The organism is Bacillus horti (genome assembly GCF_030813115.1).
Classification (GTDB): domain Bacteria; phylum Bacillota; class Bacilli; order Caldalkalibacillales; family JCM-10596; genus Bacillus_CH; species Bacillus_CH horti.
In genome coordinates, this window is the sequence record NZ_JAUSTY010000001.1 from 1 (window position 1) to 14,277 (window position 14,277).

At 39.1% G+C, this 14,277-nt stretch carries 15 protein-coding genes; 7 read left to right on the forward strand and 8 right to left on the reverse strand.

From position 1 onward, the window contains the following. Positions 1 to 565: 565 nt before the first annotated feature. The 3 genes from J2S11_RS00005 to J2S11_RS00015 all read left to right on the forward strand — a co-directional run bounded on the left by J2S11_RS00005 (position 566) and on the right by J2S11_RS00015 (position 3,304). A complete protein-coding gene (locus tag J2S11_RS00005; RefSeq protein ID WP_307389222.1) occupies positions 566 to 1,243 on the forward strand; it encodes a response regulator transcription factor in 678 nt (225 codons plus the stop codon). Further along, on the forward strand, positions 1,240 to 2,586 hold the full coding sequence (locus J2S11_RS00010; protein ID WP_307389224.1) for a HAMP domain-containing sensor histidine kinase: 1,347 nt from the start codon (positions 1,240 to 1,242) through the stop codon (positions 2,584 to 2,586). Before J2S11_RS00005 ends, J2S11_RS00010 begins: the two co-directional genes overlap by 4 nt. Before the next feature lie 91 nt (positions 2,587 to 2,677). After that, entirely contained in the window at positions 2,678 to 3,304 is a 627-nt protein-coding gene (locus tag J2S11_RS00015; RefSeq protein WP_307389227.1) for a cysteine hydrolase family protein, read from the forward strand. A 117-nt stretch (positions 3,305 to 3,421) separates the two neighbouring features. Here the strand turns inward: J2S11_RS00015 and J2S11_RS00020 are convergent, their stop codons facing one another. Continuing rightward, complete coding sequence (locus J2S11_RS00020) at positions 3,422 to 3,556, reverse strand: hypothetical protein (RefSeq protein WP_307389229.1); 135 nt, start codon at positions 3,554 to 3,556, stop codon at positions 3,422 to 3,424. 304 nt (positions 3,557 to 3,860) lie between these two features. Between J2S11_RS00020 and J2S11_RS00025 the strand changes: the two genes are divergently transcribed. Further along, the gene (locus J2S11_RS00025) at positions 3,861 to 4,379 is read left to right on the forward strand and encodes a DUF3231 family protein (RefSeq protein WP_307389230.1); all 519 of its coding nucleotides are present in this window, start codon (positions 3,861 to 3,863) and stop codon (positions 4,377 to 4,379) included. A gap of 139 nt (positions 4,380 to 4,518) precedes the next feature. On the opposite strand, the gene J2S11_RS00030 is transcribed toward J2S11_RS00025, so the two are convergent. Next, complete coding sequence (locus J2S11_RS00030) at positions 4,519 to 4,884, reverse strand: hypothetical protein (protein WP_307389232.1); 366 nt, start codon at positions 4,882 to 4,884, stop codon at positions 4,519 to 4,521. 376 nt (positions 4,885 to 5,260) lie between these two features. On the opposite strand from J2S11_RS00030, the gene J2S11_RS00035 reads away from it, so the two are divergent. Further along, positions 5,261 to 5,377: a YjcZ family sporulation protein gene (locus tag J2S11_RS00035; protein WP_307389235.1), complete on the forward strand. Its 117-nt coding sequence runs from the start codon at positions 5,261 to 5,263 to the stop codon at positions 5,375 to 5,377. Between the two features lie 284 nt (positions 5,378 to 5,661). Here the strand turns inward: J2S11_RS00035 and lepA are convergent, their stop codons facing one another. Next, on the reverse strand, positions 5,662 to 7,491 hold the full coding sequence (gene lepA / locus J2S11_RS00040) for a translation elongation factor 4 (RefSeq protein WP_307389238.1): 1,830 nt from the start codon (positions 7,489 to 7,491) through the stop codon (positions 5,662 to 5,664). A gap of 146 nt (positions 7,492 to 7,637) precedes the next feature. On the opposite strand from lepA, the gene J2S11_RS00045 reads away from it, so the two are divergent. Then, positions 7,638 to 8,930: an aminotransferase class I/II-fold pyridoxal phosphate-dependent enzyme gene (locus J2S11_RS00045; RefSeq protein ID WP_307389241.1), complete on the forward strand. Its 1,293-nt coding sequence runs from the start codon at positions 7,638 to 7,640 to the stop codon at positions 8,928 to 8,930. A 78-nt stretch (positions 8,931 to 9,008) separates the two neighbouring features. On the opposite strand, the gene J2S11_RS00050 is transcribed toward J2S11_RS00045, so the two are convergent. From J2S11_RS00050 to gpr, 3 genes are all read right to left on the reverse strand, one after another. After that, on the reverse strand, positions 9,009 to 9,353 hold the full coding sequence (locus tag J2S11_RS00050) for a DUF3679 domain-containing protein (RefSeq protein ID WP_307389243.1): 345 nt from the start codon (positions 9,351 to 9,353) through the stop codon (positions 9,009 to 9,011). 28 nt (positions 9,354 to 9,381) lie between these two features. Further along, positions 9,382 to 10,563: a stage II sporulation protein P gene (gene spoIIP / locus J2S11_RS00055; RefSeq protein WP_307389245.1), complete on the reverse strand. Its 1,182-nt coding sequence runs from the start codon at positions 10,561 to 10,563 to the stop codon at positions 9,382 to 9,384. A gap of 141 nt (positions 10,564 to 10,704) precedes the next feature. After that, the gene (gene gpr / locus J2S11_RS00060; protein WP_307389250.1) at positions 10,705 to 11,832 is read right to left on the reverse strand and encodes a GPR endopeptidase; all 1,128 of its coding nucleotides are present in this window, start codon (positions 11,830 to 11,832) and stop codon (positions 10,705 to 10,707) included. 274 nt (positions 11,833 to 12,106) lie between these two features. Here gpr and rpsT point away from each other — a divergent pair, with 274 nt between their 5' ends. Continuing rightward, on the forward strand, positions 12,107 to 12,373 hold the full coding sequence (rpsT, locus tag J2S11_RS00065; protein ID WP_307389253.1) for a 30S ribosomal protein S20: 267 nt from the start codon (positions 12,107 to 12,109) through the stop codon (positions 12,371 to 12,373). Positions 12,374 to 12,476: 103 nt separating this feature from the next. On the opposite strand, the gene J2S11_RS00070 is transcribed toward rpsT, so the two are convergent. Together J2S11_RS00070 and holA are read right to left on the reverse strand one after the other, a co-directional pair. Beyond that, positions 12,477 to 13,157, reverse strand: coding sequence for a TrkA C-terminal domain-containing protein (locus J2S11_RS00070; protein ID WP_307389256.1), 681 nt, complete (start codon positions 13,155 to 13,157; stop codon positions 12,477 to 12,479). A 62-nt stretch (positions 13,158 to 13,219) separates the two neighbouring features. Next, positions 13,220 to 14,245 carry a DNA polymerase III subunit delta gene (gene holA / locus J2S11_RS00075; RefSeq protein WP_307389258.1) on the reverse strand — a complete coding sequence of 342 codons (1,026 nt, stop codon included), beginning with the start codon at positions 14,243 to 14,245 and terminating at the stop codon, positions 13,220 to 13,222. Positions 14,246 to 14,277: the final 32 nt, after the last annotated feature.

Genomic DNA, 14,277 nt, shown 5'->3' on the forward strand with positions numbered 1-14,277 from the left:
CTAGCAGTATTGACCAAAAAAAGCATGCTTCTTCAGTTTGTAGTTACATTTTCATTTTTTGTGGTGCCGCTTCACGGCATGATGGTCTTATACGTTAAGAAAAGCTTCTATTTTTCACAATTTCCCATAATTCTTCGATATTTATCCCACTGTTCTTATTTACACTGTGTTCAGAGCTTGTTTAAAGGGCTTTCGGCTTGCCCCCACAAAGTTAAGATAAGTCCTTTAAACTTCTTTTATATACATTCAATATATACATCCAATGGCTTGGATACATTGTTGCTGAAAGGAGGCAGACCTACTCAAACGTTTGATGAAAGAATGACCCCACATTTTCATCAAGCTGTTATAGTCTAAAAGTAAGGGCATGAGACACAATGAAATACCCCCATTTTTGCCGTGAAAAGAAAGAAGCACATCGTGTTTTCTTTCTTTTTCTTTCATGTAAAGAATATATTCTCTGATTCACTTCTTAATAATTTGATTTTTAGCTTGGCAGCCCTTATGTTTATCTATAAAATATGAAACAATATAATAGACAAGTCATGAAAGGTGAGAGGTTAAAATGAGTTATCGTATTAATCTAGTTGAAGATGAAAAACATCTAAATGACGTTCTGTCTACATACTTAAAACAGGAGGGATGGCAGGTTACATCCTTCTATACTGGAAAGGAAGCTCAACAGGCATTGCAATCTTCTCCAGATTTATGGATTCTTGATATTATGCTTCCGGATATAGATGGCTATCAGCTTCTACAGGAATGTAAAGAGTTCAATCCTGATGTTCCGATTATCTTTATATCAGCCAGAGATGCAGATTTAGATCGCATTATCGGTCTTGAATTGGGCAGTGACGACTACTTACCTAAGCCTTTTTTACCTAGAGAACTAGTCATCCGTACAAAGAAACTATTAGACAGAACATACGGGCGATCCTCCTCACAGACAACCGAGCAGATTGTTGAACTTCCTCCTTACACCATTGAAGTTTCCAAAAGGGTTGTATATAAGGAAGGTAGCCCAGTGAATCTAACCTCTAAGGAATTTGATCTCCTTTTACTTTTTGTTCAAAATCCAAAGCACGCTTTCTCAAGGGAGCATATTCTCCAGCATGTATGGGGTCAGGACTATTTTGGTTCGGATCGAGTGGTAGATGATTTGGTTAGAAGGCTGCGCAAAAAAATGGAGGAACTGCGCTTGGAAACGATTTACGGCTATGGCTATAGGATGGTGGAAGCTTGAAAAACAAACCGTTAGCTCTTCAAATTTGGTTGGTCTTTACGTCCATCTCATTTGGACTTGTCATCGTGCTCGCTTTACTCCTACTTCTGACATTACGTAGCTTCTTTACAGATGAGATATTTCATACGATTGAGGATGTACAAAGGTCAGTTTGGTCTAATGAAATAGTACGTCAAGAATCACCTTTTGAATTGATTCAAACGCAGCAAAACCAGAGAATGGTTAATCATATTATCTTTTTACAAGATGGTAGCATTCTTACTCCAAATCAGATACCACAGCCATTTTTACAAAAAATTTATTCACAGGCTGTTGAGCAGCAAGGAATTGAACAGCGCTATACGATAGATATTGAGGATAACCGATTGCTTTATGTTGTACGCAGAGGACAGCTCGGCTTTCAGCCCGCTTACTTGGTATCTTATATGTATGACACCTATCGCAATGACCTTGTTCTTACATTATTTAAGCAAATCAGTTATGTTTTACTCCTTGTTCTTTTATTAAGCTGGCTTCCTGCTATTTTGTTAGCTCGTTACTTATCTAAACCGATTGTACAGATGGAAAAGCATGTAAAGAGCATCGCTAACCGCGACTGGCAAACCAAGCTAATTGTCGAACGGGAGGATGAAATCGGGCATCTTGCCCAATCGATTGAAAAAATGCGTGAGCAGCTGATCAAGCAGGATGAAACACAACAGTCTATGCTTCAGCACATCTCTCATGAGCTTAAAACACCTGTTATGGTCATTCAAAGCTATACCCAATCAATTCAAGACGGAATTTATCCAAATGGTAGTCTCAATGACACACTTGGGGTGATCCAGCAGGAATCCTCAAGACTAGAAAAGCTTGTGCATAATTTACTCTATCTAACAAAGCTTGATTACCTATCTACACAGCCTCAAATAAAAGTTGAGTTGGATTTATCTCAACTGCTTGAGGATACAATAGATCGATTAAAGTGGCAGAAGCCTGAGCTAAGCTGGGATATTCAGCTTGAGCCCTGTGTGACCTGGGGAGTGGCTGAACAGTGGAAGGTTGCTTTTGAAAATTTGTTAGATAATCAGATGAGATATGCAGCTACTCGTATCTTTGTTGAGGTAGAGCATGTTCAAGGTGGTTTAGCTATCCGAATTGGAAATGATGGAAGTCCTATTGAAGAAGCTACTATTAAAGATCTCTTTCAGCTTTATGAAAAGGGGCAGGGTGGAAAATACGGATTAGGCTTAGCTATTGTACAAAAGATTTTAACATTACATGATGCCAATATATCTGTGCGTAACCTGTCGAGTGGAGTTTCGTTTGATATTTTTATTCCAAATCATGAGAAATCATTTTAAAAAAGAATGTTTTTTAAGTTCTGTACTCTTTCCATTCCCCTCCTAATATATATAACGAATAGATTCTGATGTATAGGAGGTGTGGAAGTAAGTGTTTAAATCCGATCCAGCTAACACCGGGATCGTCATAACAGACCCACAGAATGACTTTCTTTCTCCTGGTGGAAGAGGATATCATCTAACTCAACCAAATATTGAGAGGCTTAATACGTTAAACAACCTTGAATTACTCATGAGTACTGCGATGAAGAAGGGATACAGACTTTTTATTTCTCCGCACTATCTGTATCCACATGATTATGGCTGGAAATACACAGGAAATGAACAAGACATGCTCATTAATCTTAGAATCTATCAAAAGCTAAATGCTTACAGTCCGCCATCTGTAGGCGCCGATTTTGTACCTTCTCTCTTGCCTTACATTCTAGATCGTAGGACTGTTGTTGCTACCGCCCATAAAGTGGCTAGTCCACAAACCAATGATTTAGTTTATCAGCTACGACAATACGGAATGACAAAGGTTCTCCTTGCTGGGGTTCTCTCAAATATTTGTGTAGAATCCCATATGCGTGATTTGATTGAAAATGGCTTTCAAACGGCTATGGTATACGATGCTACAGCTACAATTAGTGAAAAGGACTTTGAAGCAGCCATAACCAACTACCACGCCTTTAGTAGTGCTGTGTGGACGACGAAGGAAGCAATCACTCAACTATAAGCTTTTGGTTTTGTTTACCATAACCTTCTTAGAATATCTAAGTATAAGTCATTAATTTAGAATATTAAGAGCCTAATAAACAAGAGTCCCTCAGCTCAGTGAAGGACTCTTTATGGTTTACGGTCGAACTGGAGGGAAAATACAATCGTTACCATGAGGTATACACGCAATACTATTATCTTGTGCTAGTGCTCCTGTTCCTAGAGACAGTACTAAAGCCAATGTAAAGATACCAGCTAATAACTTCTTCATTATTTTGACCTCCCTTCTTTCCTCTTCATCATAATACTGATGAGAAAATTTTGTTATTTCAAATAATTTGTTTCACTTAATTATTATAATAAGATAGCCCTATAATCAAGGCTTATCCTTCTTCAATATTCTACATTTTTCTACATTAACATTGAAAAATATTGTTATTTCTTAAAAAATCTCCATTGAAATATCTTATAGGAATAATTGAATATATTCTTATCACTCTAGAGATAATAATAGCGCCTGAAAGCTTTTTTAGGTACTTCTCGTAAAACTAAAAAACTAAAGGAGGAATTAAGAAATGGGAATTTTAAGCGGGAATCCGAAGGACGAGCCTCTACACTACGGTGAGATTTCTCAGGTATGGGCGTTTTCAACTGCTGCAAAAGGAGCCATATCCGCCTATCAGGCTTTTCGTAGTCATGCAGGTGATAAGGATTTAATTAAATTGATCGACGACGTAATCGAACAATCGAGAACTGAAGTAAAAGAAAGCGATACCCTGCTAAATGATAACGGTATTGCCCCTGCCCCAGCAATGCCTGAAAGACCTCAAGCTAACCTGGAGGATATTCCTGTCGGAGCTAGATTTACTGACCCTGAAATCATTGCTGCTATTGCACGTGACACAGCAATGGGGTTAGTAGCTTGTAGCCAAATTATTGGCTCTTCAATTCGTGAGGATGTAGGTTTACTATTCTCCAAGTATCATGGGCAGAAAGCGATGATCGGAGCCAAAGCTCTTCGCTTAAGTAAAGAAAAAGGATGGCTAATCCCGCCTCCCCTTCAGGTCAAGAGACCAGAGCACGTAACTGTATAGGTTTAACACAGAGAAAGCATCCATTTTTATGGTGCTTTTTTTGCATGTCTTCTATCTTGTGCAATTTAAGATATTATTTCTAACCGTTTACACGGTTATCTTTACCCACACTGATTAACACTTCTTTATTCATTTGCTTTCATTCAGTGGAAAGATCGTCAATTGCTTGAACAACTAGTTGCATTGCCTTAATTCTTCTTTCTAAAAGCGTTCTTTGGGGGCTACCAGCCTTTGTCTTAACATAGACCTTTTCAACTGATGGAAATATACCCATAAAAACATTGCGAGTTTCTGTTAAATCTTCCTGAGTGTAATGATGGGGGCTTTCATTCCAAACATTTTCTAGCATCTCTAAGCCGATGTAAACAGCTTTGAGTCGTTTCTTTACTAGGGTAGTATTTGCGCCTTTTTTAGTCATTTGGGACAAGGCATTCTCCAGTTTACTGATTGTCGAGTGTAAAGATTTTATTGATTCCAATTTAACTACATCTGATACATTTTCCATGTTAGTACTACCCTTTCTATGAACCAAATTTCAGCATAATGTTGCATCTTAGCGCGTAAATGCTACTCCCCATTATGCATCTAGTTTAATTGTACAACATTTATGCAAATGCTCAGGTAAGTCCGTTCTGCACCATGATTTTCACCGTACTTATTAAGAAAAGTTTACAATACGTGCTTTAATGTTTTGCTAAAAAGATAATATTTATTTTTCTATCACCATAAATCTGCATTCCTCTACCAAAAGCTGTGGAGAATCGGTGGCTGTATGCAACCATCAAAAGTGACATAAAATCAGCTATTATTACCGTTTCAATTAGTACAAACCGTACATACATTATCAAAGTAAACACATTGCTTTTTTAAGGAGGGATACAATGTCTGGTGGTGCTGTAGGTGGATACGGTGGAGGATTTGCTCTTATCGTCGTATTGTTCGTCTTATTAATCATTGTTGGCTGTGGTTGCATGGGCGGTTTAGGAGGAGGATACTAAGTATCAGCTCTTCTCTTTCTTAGCTTAATTTAGTCCCTGTTACACGCAGGGACTATTTTCTTTTGTGTTGAGCAAGTAAATTGATCCTAACAATCTGTACAATGGCAATTACTAGGTATAAAGTCAAGCGGCTGGTATTATTTGTTGTAAACAAAAAGCCCTCCATCACAGAGGGCAAATAGCCACTATTAAGAGGTCTTACCTCCTTGTTTATATTGAATCATTATGAAATCCGATAAGGGATAGCAATTTTATCGAATCCTTAAAAATCACACAACCCCATACTAGTTCTTTTGGTTATCCATCTTCAAAACAGCCATAAACGCTTCCTGCGGAACCTCAACATTTCCCACAGATTTCATACGTTTCTTACCTTCTTTTTGTTTCTCTAATAGCTTACGCTTACGAGAAATATCTCCACCGTAGCATTTCGCCAAAACGTTTTTGCGCATCGCTCGTATCGTTTCACGTGCTACGATTTTATTCCCAATCGCTGCTTGAATAGGAACTTCAAACATTTGTCTAGGAATCAATTCCTTCAGCTTCTCTACCAAAACCTTACCACGCTGGTAAGCTGTATCTCTGTGAACAATAAAGGAAAGGGCATCTACTGTTTCTCCGTTTAATAAAATATCCATTTTCACTAGCTTCGATTGCTTATAGCCAATTAGCTCGTAATCAAAGGACGCATAGCCCTTTGTACTAGATTTTAATTGATCAAAGAAGTCATAGACGATTTCTGACAAAGGAATTTCGTAGACTAAGGAAACCCTTTTTTCATCCAAGTACTGCATATCTAAAAAGATTCCTCTTTTGCCCTGACTCAGTTCCATTACTGCTCCAACGTAATCATTGGGAACCATGACCTTTGCTTTTACATAAGGCTCCTCAATGAAATCAATTTTCTGGGGATCAGGCATACTGCTCGGATTATCAATTCTAATTAATTCACCGTCCGTTTGAGTCACATGGTAAATAACACTCGGAGCTGTTGTAATTAGAGGGATTTTAAATTCACGTTCAATTCGCTCCTGAATAATTTCCATGTGAAGTAACCCTAAGAATCCACAACGGAAGCCGAATCCCAAAGCTTGAGACGTTTCAGCCTCCCACTGCAAGGCAGCATCATTAAGCGTAAGCTTCTCCAGCGCTTCACGTAGATCATTGTAATCACTAGAATCTACTGGATAAAGACCGCAGAAAACCATCGGGTTAATCTTACGATATCCAGGTAATGGCTCTGCAGCTTGTCGTTTGGCCTCAGTAATCGTGTCACCCACTTGGGTATCTCCTACACTCTTAATTGCAGCAGCCATAAAGCCTACATCTCCAACCGTCAGCTCATTCACCTTTGTAGCTCGAGGTGTAAACGTTCCTACCTCAACCACTTCGAATTCCTTACCGGTTGCCATCATTCTAATCTTCATCCCCGGCCTTAGGGTCCCTTCAACCACTCGAATGTACGTCACAACCCCACGGTAGGCATCATACAATGAATCAAAAATAAGGGCCTTTAAAGGAGCATCTGGATCTCCTGTTGGAGCAGGGACTTTCTGCACAATCTGCTCCAGAATATCTTCAATCCCAATGCCTGCTTTTGCGGACGCTAATACAGCCTCGCTAGCATCAAGACCGATGACATCTTCAATCTCTTTACGTACACGCTCAGGCTCTGCACTTGGCAAATCAATTTTATTAATAACAGGAAGAATTTCTAAATCATTGTCTAGGGCGAGATAGACATTAGCTAGGGTCTGGGCTTCAATTCCTTGTGCAGCATCAACTACAAGGATCGCTCCCTCACACGCTGCTAAGCTCCTCGATACCTCATAAGTAAAGTCGACATGTCCTGGTGTATCAATGAGGTGTAAAATATAGTCCTGTCCGTCTTTGGCTTTATAGTTTAAGCGTACAGAGTTAAGCTTAATTGTAATCCCACGCTCACGCTCTAGATCCATTTGATCTAAAAATTGGGCTTCCATTTCACGTTCTGTTAAGGCACCAGTCCGTTCAAGAATACGGTCTGCTAACGTTGATTTCCCATGATCAATATGGGCAATAATAGAAAAGTTGCGAATATGTGCCTGCCTATCTTTCTTATCCTTATAACTCATCATCTTCACTCCTACGCCAATCGGCAAATTACACTAATTTTGATTATATCAGTTTGTCATTCTTCCTTCAATTTATGTTATAACTATACATAAGAAAAAATTTTTATGTTGAGTTGAAAATTGAGAGATAAGGAATGATTTCTGAGATGAACCCATTAGCACAACAGCTTAATCAGCAAATCCAGCAGGGCAATTCACATGTATTCGAACTACTGTCCGAGCTAGGAAAAAAACTCTACTATCCAAAAGGAATCTTAACTCAATCAGCAGAAGCAAAGGAAAAGGCTCACCGTTTTAATGCCACGATCGGTATAGCAATTGAGGGAGATACTCCCATGCATCTTTCTGCCATCCAAGATCATCTTTCTGACTATGATCCTAAGGATTTGTACCCGTATGCCTCACCAGCAGGAAAGCCTGAGCTGCGCCAAGCGTGGAAGGAAAAAATGCTTCTTGAAAATCCAGCATTATCGGGAAAGAAAATTAGCCACCCTGTTGTCACTAACGCTTTAACTCATGGACTAAGCATCGTGTCTAACCTTTTTGTTAACGCAGGAGATACACTGATTCTGCCTGATAAGCTTTGGGGGAATTATAATTTAACATTCGGGGTTTTTAGTGGTGCTAATGTGACCACCTTTCCTTTTTATAATGAGGATGGAGGATTTAATACTGTAGGCTTAAAAGAAACTCTTCTTGCCCAAAAGGAAAAAGGGAAAGCGATTGTGCTGCTTAACTTCCCAAATAATCCAACAGGCTATACACCGACTGAAAGTGAAGCACAAGAAATCGTTCTAGCTATTCAAGAAGCGGCTGAAAGTGGAATCAATCTAGTTGTGGTAACAGATGATGCCTATTTTGGACTATTTTTTGAGGATTCTATTCACGAATCATTATTCGGCAGAATAGCTGGGTTACATCCTCGGGTATTAGCTGTCAAAGTGGACGGGGCAACTAAAGAGGATTATGTTTGGGGCTTTCGTGTAGGCTTTATTACGTTCGCTTCCTCAGATGATCAGCTACTAAAAGCTTTAGAAAGCAAAACAATGGGAAGTATCCGTGGCCAGATATCTAGCTGCTCACATCCTTCACAGACTTTTGTTTTAAAGGCTTTACAAGATCCTGGATATAAGACTCAAAAGCAAGAAAAATTTCAAATTTTAAAGGATCGGGCTAACCTTGTAAAGAAGATACTAGACTCTGGAAAATATGAAGACGCGTTTAGCTATTATCCGTTTAATTCTGGATATTTCATGTGTTTAAAGCTTAACAAAGTAGATGCAGATATCCTTCGCTTACACCTTCTAGACCATTATGGTGTAGGGACGATTTCTATCGGTGCTACAGATTTACGAGTAGCTTTCTCCTGCGTAGAGCTTGAGGATATTGAAGAGCTGTTTGCACTTATTTATCAAGGGGCTAAGGATCTAGAACAATGATGATATAAGAAAGGGTAGAAACGTATTTACTCAAACTCACGTTTCTACCCCTTAGTTATTTTAATTTACATTAAAGCGTTAGAGCATCTTTTCCAATTGACCAACTAGCCACTCCACACTTTTTCTAGAAACGGAATAGACGACCTCACCCATTTTGGCTCCTAAAGCACTAAGTTTATTCGTCTGATTCCTTTCCTTCCATAACTCTTCCTTCTCTAATAGCTCTTCAGTAGAGAATGATTCACCTAATACAGCTACTTCCACATGCTCTCCATCAACCCGTTTAACATAAAAGCTTTCTTGCTCTTCCTTCTCTGCCCCATTCACTGAAAAAATGCCCCATTCCGCCTGTTGAATACCTAGTAATACGCCAAATAAAAGAGTGGATAGTAAAAGTAATAGCTTAATTGTGAAGCGTAGCATCCTCATTCCTCCTTTATCTCTTTGGCGGTTAAACTCCCTCTTCCTTTGAGGAAGCATTTACTTTCTCAGCATCCCAGTACAGATCAGAAATGACATCAGCAAGTGCTTCTGCTGTTCGATAAGCCTCTTCTAAAGTGTTATCCACTCCACCAATTTCTATTAATATATTGTTCTCAGAATGGGATTGATTATACTCCCCATGGCCTCTTGCTTGTAGAAAAACCCCTCGTGAAAGTCCCGGATAAGCTTCCTCTAGCTTGTTGTGAAACTCCTCAGCGAAAGCTAGATTTTTTTCATAGTTTTCATTGCGTGCTCCAATGATAAAAAACGTTCTTGCATAATCTTGATCATTGATCTTAACGGTGGTTTTATCTCTACGAGCTGAGTCTCGGTGTAAATCAAACATAAAAGTTATATCTTCTTCCTGAGTCATTACCTCCTGAACAACTTCCTTTGATTTGGAGTAAGAGTCAGCAAAATCTAATCCTTCATCAAGAAGTTGCTGGGCGATGTTTGTTGTATCTACATACGTTCCTATTCCTCTTCTCTCAAGCTCCTGCCCTAATCTCTGTCCAACCAGTGTAATGTTAACCTCTGGATGGTATGCGTTATCAGCTTTGGACTCACTTGGTAGCTGAGGTAAATAAGATTCAGTGTTATGAGTATGATAGACAAACACGACCTTTCTCCCCTCTGTTGTCAAAGCAGGTGGGTTACCCTGTCCAGGCTCTCCTGAAGAACCATCTACTACCGCTTCTCTATCCTGGACTAGTAGCTCTGGTGGAGCACTTGATTCCATCGGGAAATCTGTATAATTGACCCCTTGTCCGGCTACAACAATTTGACCCTCAAATTGAGTAAACCCTGGGACTTCTCCACGTATTAATGAGCGTGGATCGGTTGGGTTAAAGGAAGTAATCATTTCGAATAATAACGTTGAAACATTTGGTGTACTGATCCCACTGGAAGCATTAAAGGTCTCCATTTGAGGAACCTCACGGCTAAGAGCGGTGATCAAAGTATTCATCGAAATATGAGTTGTCCAGTTTTTCAACCAGCTTGAGCTTAGATTCATTCTGGATTGTAAGGCTGAACCTGCCGTTGTAATGAAAAGAAACAATACAACACCTACCATGACTAGCATCATTAATCTCCGAATGACAAACGTAGGATAATTAGTTTGATTTTTTCTTCTACGTAAAGGGGACATGTCCAACATCCTTTCCTGTTAAGAATGTTTGTGCTGTTAATCTCATTCCATAGTTATGCAACAGCTTGGACAATTAGAACAGTGCCCCCTCTACTTTTTACATGTGTTTAGTTGCTTGCTTCTATCCGGAGATGATTTCTACTAGTGCGTATAGGCAGATACATTACTCATATCTATTTTTTCATGAAGGGCAGCGTTAAGGCCATTGGCTACAATATTTCCGATATCCTCAATAAAAGTATCTATTTCTTTAGGAGTAACGATTAACTGATGTCCTAGAGGCTGTAAAACTTCATGTATAAGTCTTCTTTTTTCGTGCTCCTCCAAGGTCCCTACAAGGCCAAGAAGGGTGCGTCTTTCTTCCTCCGCCGGGATATGATCAGGATTAAAGCGTTTAGGCTGACCTAAATTAAATCCCATTCCCCCAGGAGCTAATGCCCTTCTAGCGTTCGTATTTTCCTGCTGATCCTTCATTTCTTTTCCCATGTGCCCTAAAACAAAATCTATGGAATTACTTACAATGGAAACAGCATCAACAACGGTCGGAACACCTATTGCAATAACAGGAACACCCAATACCTCTTTGCTAAGGGCTTTGCGCTTATTCCCTATTCCAGAGCCTGGGCTAATTCCTGTATCACTAATTTGAATGGTCGTATTTACTCGTTCTAATGAGCTACTTGCAAGAGCGTCTATAGCAATAACAAAATCCGGCTGTATTTGACTGATTACTCCTTCAACAACCTGGCTTGTCTCTATACCCGTAATCCCTAATACCCCAGGAGATAAAGCACTTACTCTGCGGAAGCCCTCCTCTACATTTTCAGGAGCTAGCTCAAAAAGGTGACTCGTTACCATAATATTTTCTACAACTATGGGTCCTAAAGCGTCTGGTGTTACGTTCCAATTTCCTAAACCAATAATCAGTACACTATCGTCTGGCTTAATGCCAACCTCTTCTAAAAAAGCATGAAATTGCTGAGCAAATAGTGTTGTCACTTTATTTTGGAACTCTGTATCCTTTTTTCTAAGGGGCTGAGCTTCTATCGTTAAGTACTTCCCTACATTTTTCCCTATCTTTTTAGCACCCTCTTCTGTATCTACATAAACCTTTGTCACATAGATGTGATCCTGTTCCAGCTCCTCTAAGCGAACACCAGGTATTCCCTGACCCTCTTCTTCTTCAGCTATTTGATGTGCTTCTACAGCCAAGTCTGTACGCACTTGATACTTGGATAGATCAATTTCTTTCTCTTTATTCTCCTCCACAGCCCTTCACCTCGCTGTCATTTATTTTCCTTAGTTTTCCTATAACCTCTGTATTTATACTTGATGTTAAGGATGTGATTTTAGGACAAGTTTTTGGTGATATTATTGCAATTCCTTTCTAGAAAGGGTATAATACTCTGTGTTGTATTTTCTACCGGTTGTACGGTTGAATATGAATTTTAGATGATGTTTGTCATTGATACGAACTCTACGTTTATGCTGGATAATCCAGTCATAACGTATGTTTTATGGGATGAACAAGGAGGTGAACGAAATGCCTAACATTAAATCAGCAATTAAGCGTGTGAAAACGAACAACAAGAAGCGTCTACACAATGCTACTCAAAAGTCTGCTCTTCGCACAGCGATCAAAAGCTTTGAAACGTTAGTTGAGCAAAACAACGTTGAAGCTGCTTCTTCAGCTCTTGTTGTAGCTACAAGAAAGCTTGACAAAGCTGCAGCTAAAGGACTTATTCATAAAAATGCTGCATCACGTCAAAAATCTCGTTTAACTAAAAAGCTTAACAGCATTACGGCTTAATATGTTGTAAAATGATGCACCCTTCATCCTATTATTAGTTTGAATCGGGTGTTTTTATTTTGACTTTATTTGATAGCTTTATGGCTTTAGGTATGGCTTTAGTTTATGAATCTAAGGCCCCTCCAAAAACATCTTTTAAATGATGAATATTACCAAATACAAGTAGTTGATCCCCCTCTTGTAAAACCGTTCTCCCTGTTGGCTGCTTAACTAATTCTGTTTCAATTTTATCTCCGTTTCGTCTCTCTCTAGAAATCGTTAGAATATGAACATCAAAGCGGTGCGCTAAATCTAAATGCTTTAGAGGAAAGAAAAGCCTTTTATGCCTATGTGTTAACCGTACTACAGCAACCATTTCCGAATCTCCTAATTGAAACGCTTCTTGTAGTGTTAGGTGTTTTTCAATTTCTCCTTTAAACCTTTTAATCATTCTATCTTTTACATATCTCAGTCTAAAAAATAAAAAAACCAGCGCTAAAATGATTAGTCCTAGCAACACCTGATCATAACGAAACTGTTCGTTCACGATGTTGATGATGAGAGCAAGAATAACAGCAAAAGCAATCGTTCCAAACACAATCAGTGTCTCCGCTATTTTTCTGCGAACAGGATGCTTTGTAATGAGTTCAGCTTCTGTTGTCGTATACCCCGTATTGGTCAAGAGAGAAATAGCTTGAAAACGAGCAACATTTTTGCTTAAGCCCGTAGCTTCTAGAATAATGGTAGCGACTTCAATAATAATCACTAGTAATGTAAAAATTAACAGTAAAAAAAGCCAGCTCATATACAAAAACCTCCTGCCCTTAGTATGTCCAAAGGAGGAGGCTTTCACTTTCATAACCTGATTTATTTGTATTGGCTTAGTTGAATAAAAAACATTTCTAGCACCAAAGGTTTATCCTTTTTCCCTATTTTCATCTCATAGTCAGCCTCAGCTAACTGATCCAAAATAAGTAATAGCTGCTCAGAAGTAAACCTTTTACTTTGCTGGACTGCAAGCTTTGCTACGTATGGATGAATACCGATGGTCTGAGCCATTTGAGACTGCGTGTAGCCCTTGCGTTCCATTTCCTTTACTCGAAAAATAATACGAAACTGTCTAGCCAATAAAAAGAGAATTTTTATGGGCTCTTCATTGCGCTTCAAAAGCTCTTGAAGTGTTTGAAAGGCAGGCTGTAAGCGGCTGTGGACGACATGCTCAATTAAGCTAAAAACGTCCTGCTCAACCGTTTTTGTTACCAGCTCTCTAATCTCATCGGGTGTAATTTTTCCACCCTTTCCTACGTACTGGGCTACCTTTTCCAGCTCCTTCTGTAGCATTTGTAGCTGACCACCAACTAATTGAACAAGTAAGGCTGCCCCTTCATCCGTCATAACAACCTGATACATTTGGGCTCGTTCTATTAACCATGGAACTAGCTCGTTCTCCTTTAAAGCCTGACAGGAGATTAAGCGTCCCGATTTTTTAAGCTCTTTAACCACTTTTTTTCTTTCATCTAGCTTATCCTGATGAATAAGTAAAACAAAAACAGAGTAATCAACAGGGTCTTGTACATATCGTTCTAAAGCGGAAAGATCATGCTCTACTTTACTTGTAGACTTTTGCCCTGTTAAGAAAGTAGCGTCATTTGCTATAATAAGCCTTCTTTCCCCCATAAAAGGGAGCGTTTCTGCCGCTTCAATCGCTTGCTCAATAGGGTTTTCTGACAGCTCATAGCGTTCAAAATTGAAGTCTGCTGTCTCTTCATCCAATACCTGTTTGCTAAGTTCCTGAATATATTCATCCATAAGAAATCTTTGTGAGCCATAAAGAACATGAATACGTTCAATGCTACCTGTTTTCACTTTTTTTAACGCTTGATCAAAGGACATGATTAACACCTTCATTTTCTACGATAATGATT

Excerpts from the sequence above, each read along its gene's own strand:
- lepA (WP_307389238.1), bottom strand. The coding sequence starts at position 7,491 with ATGAGTTATAAGGATAAGAAAGATAGGCAGGCACATATTCGCAACTTT.
- holA (WP_307389258.1), bottom strand. The coding sequence starts at position 14,245 with ATGTCCTTTGATCAAGCGTTAAAAAAAGTGAAAACAGGTAGCATTGAA.
- J2S11_RS00050 (WP_307389243.1), bottom strand. The coding sequence starts at position 9,353 with ATGCTACGCTTCACAATTAAGCTATTACTTTTACTATCCACTCTTTTA.
- spoIIP (WP_307389245.1), bottom strand. The coding sequence starts at position 10,563 with ATGTCCCCTTTACGTAGAAGAAAAAATCAAACTAATTATCCTACGTTT.
- rpsT (WP_307389253.1), top strand. The coding sequence starts at position 12,107 with ATGCCTAACATTAAATCAGCAATTAAGCGTGTGAAAACGAACAACAAG.
- J2S11_RS00025 (WP_307389230.1), top strand. The coding sequence starts at position 3,861 with ATGGGAATTTTAAGCGGGAATCCGAAGGACGAGCCTCTACACTACGGT.
- J2S11_RS00030 (WP_307389232.1), bottom strand. The coding sequence starts at position 4,884 with ATGGAAAATGTATCAGATGTAGTTAAATTGGAATCAATAAAATCTTTA.
- J2S11_RS00070 (WP_307389256.1), bottom strand. The coding sequence starts at position 13,157 with ATGAGCTGGCTTTTTTTACTGTTAATTTTTACATTACTAGTGATTATT.
- J2S11_RS00035 (WP_307389235.1), top strand. The coding sequence starts at position 5,261 with ATGTCTGGTGGTGCTGTAGGTGGATACGGTGGAGGATTTGCTCTTATC.
- J2S11_RS00020 (WP_307389229.1), bottom strand. The coding sequence starts at position 3,556 with ATGAAGAAGTTATTAGCTGGTATCTTTACATTGGCTTTAGTACTGTCT.
- J2S11_RS00045 (WP_307389241.1), top strand. The coding sequence starts at position 7,638 with ATGAACCCATTAGCACAACAGCTTAATCAGCAAATCCAGCAGGGCAAT.
- J2S11_RS00005 (WP_307389222.1), top strand. The coding sequence starts at position 566 with ATGAGTTATCGTATTAATCTAGTTGAAGATGAAAAACATCTAAATGAC.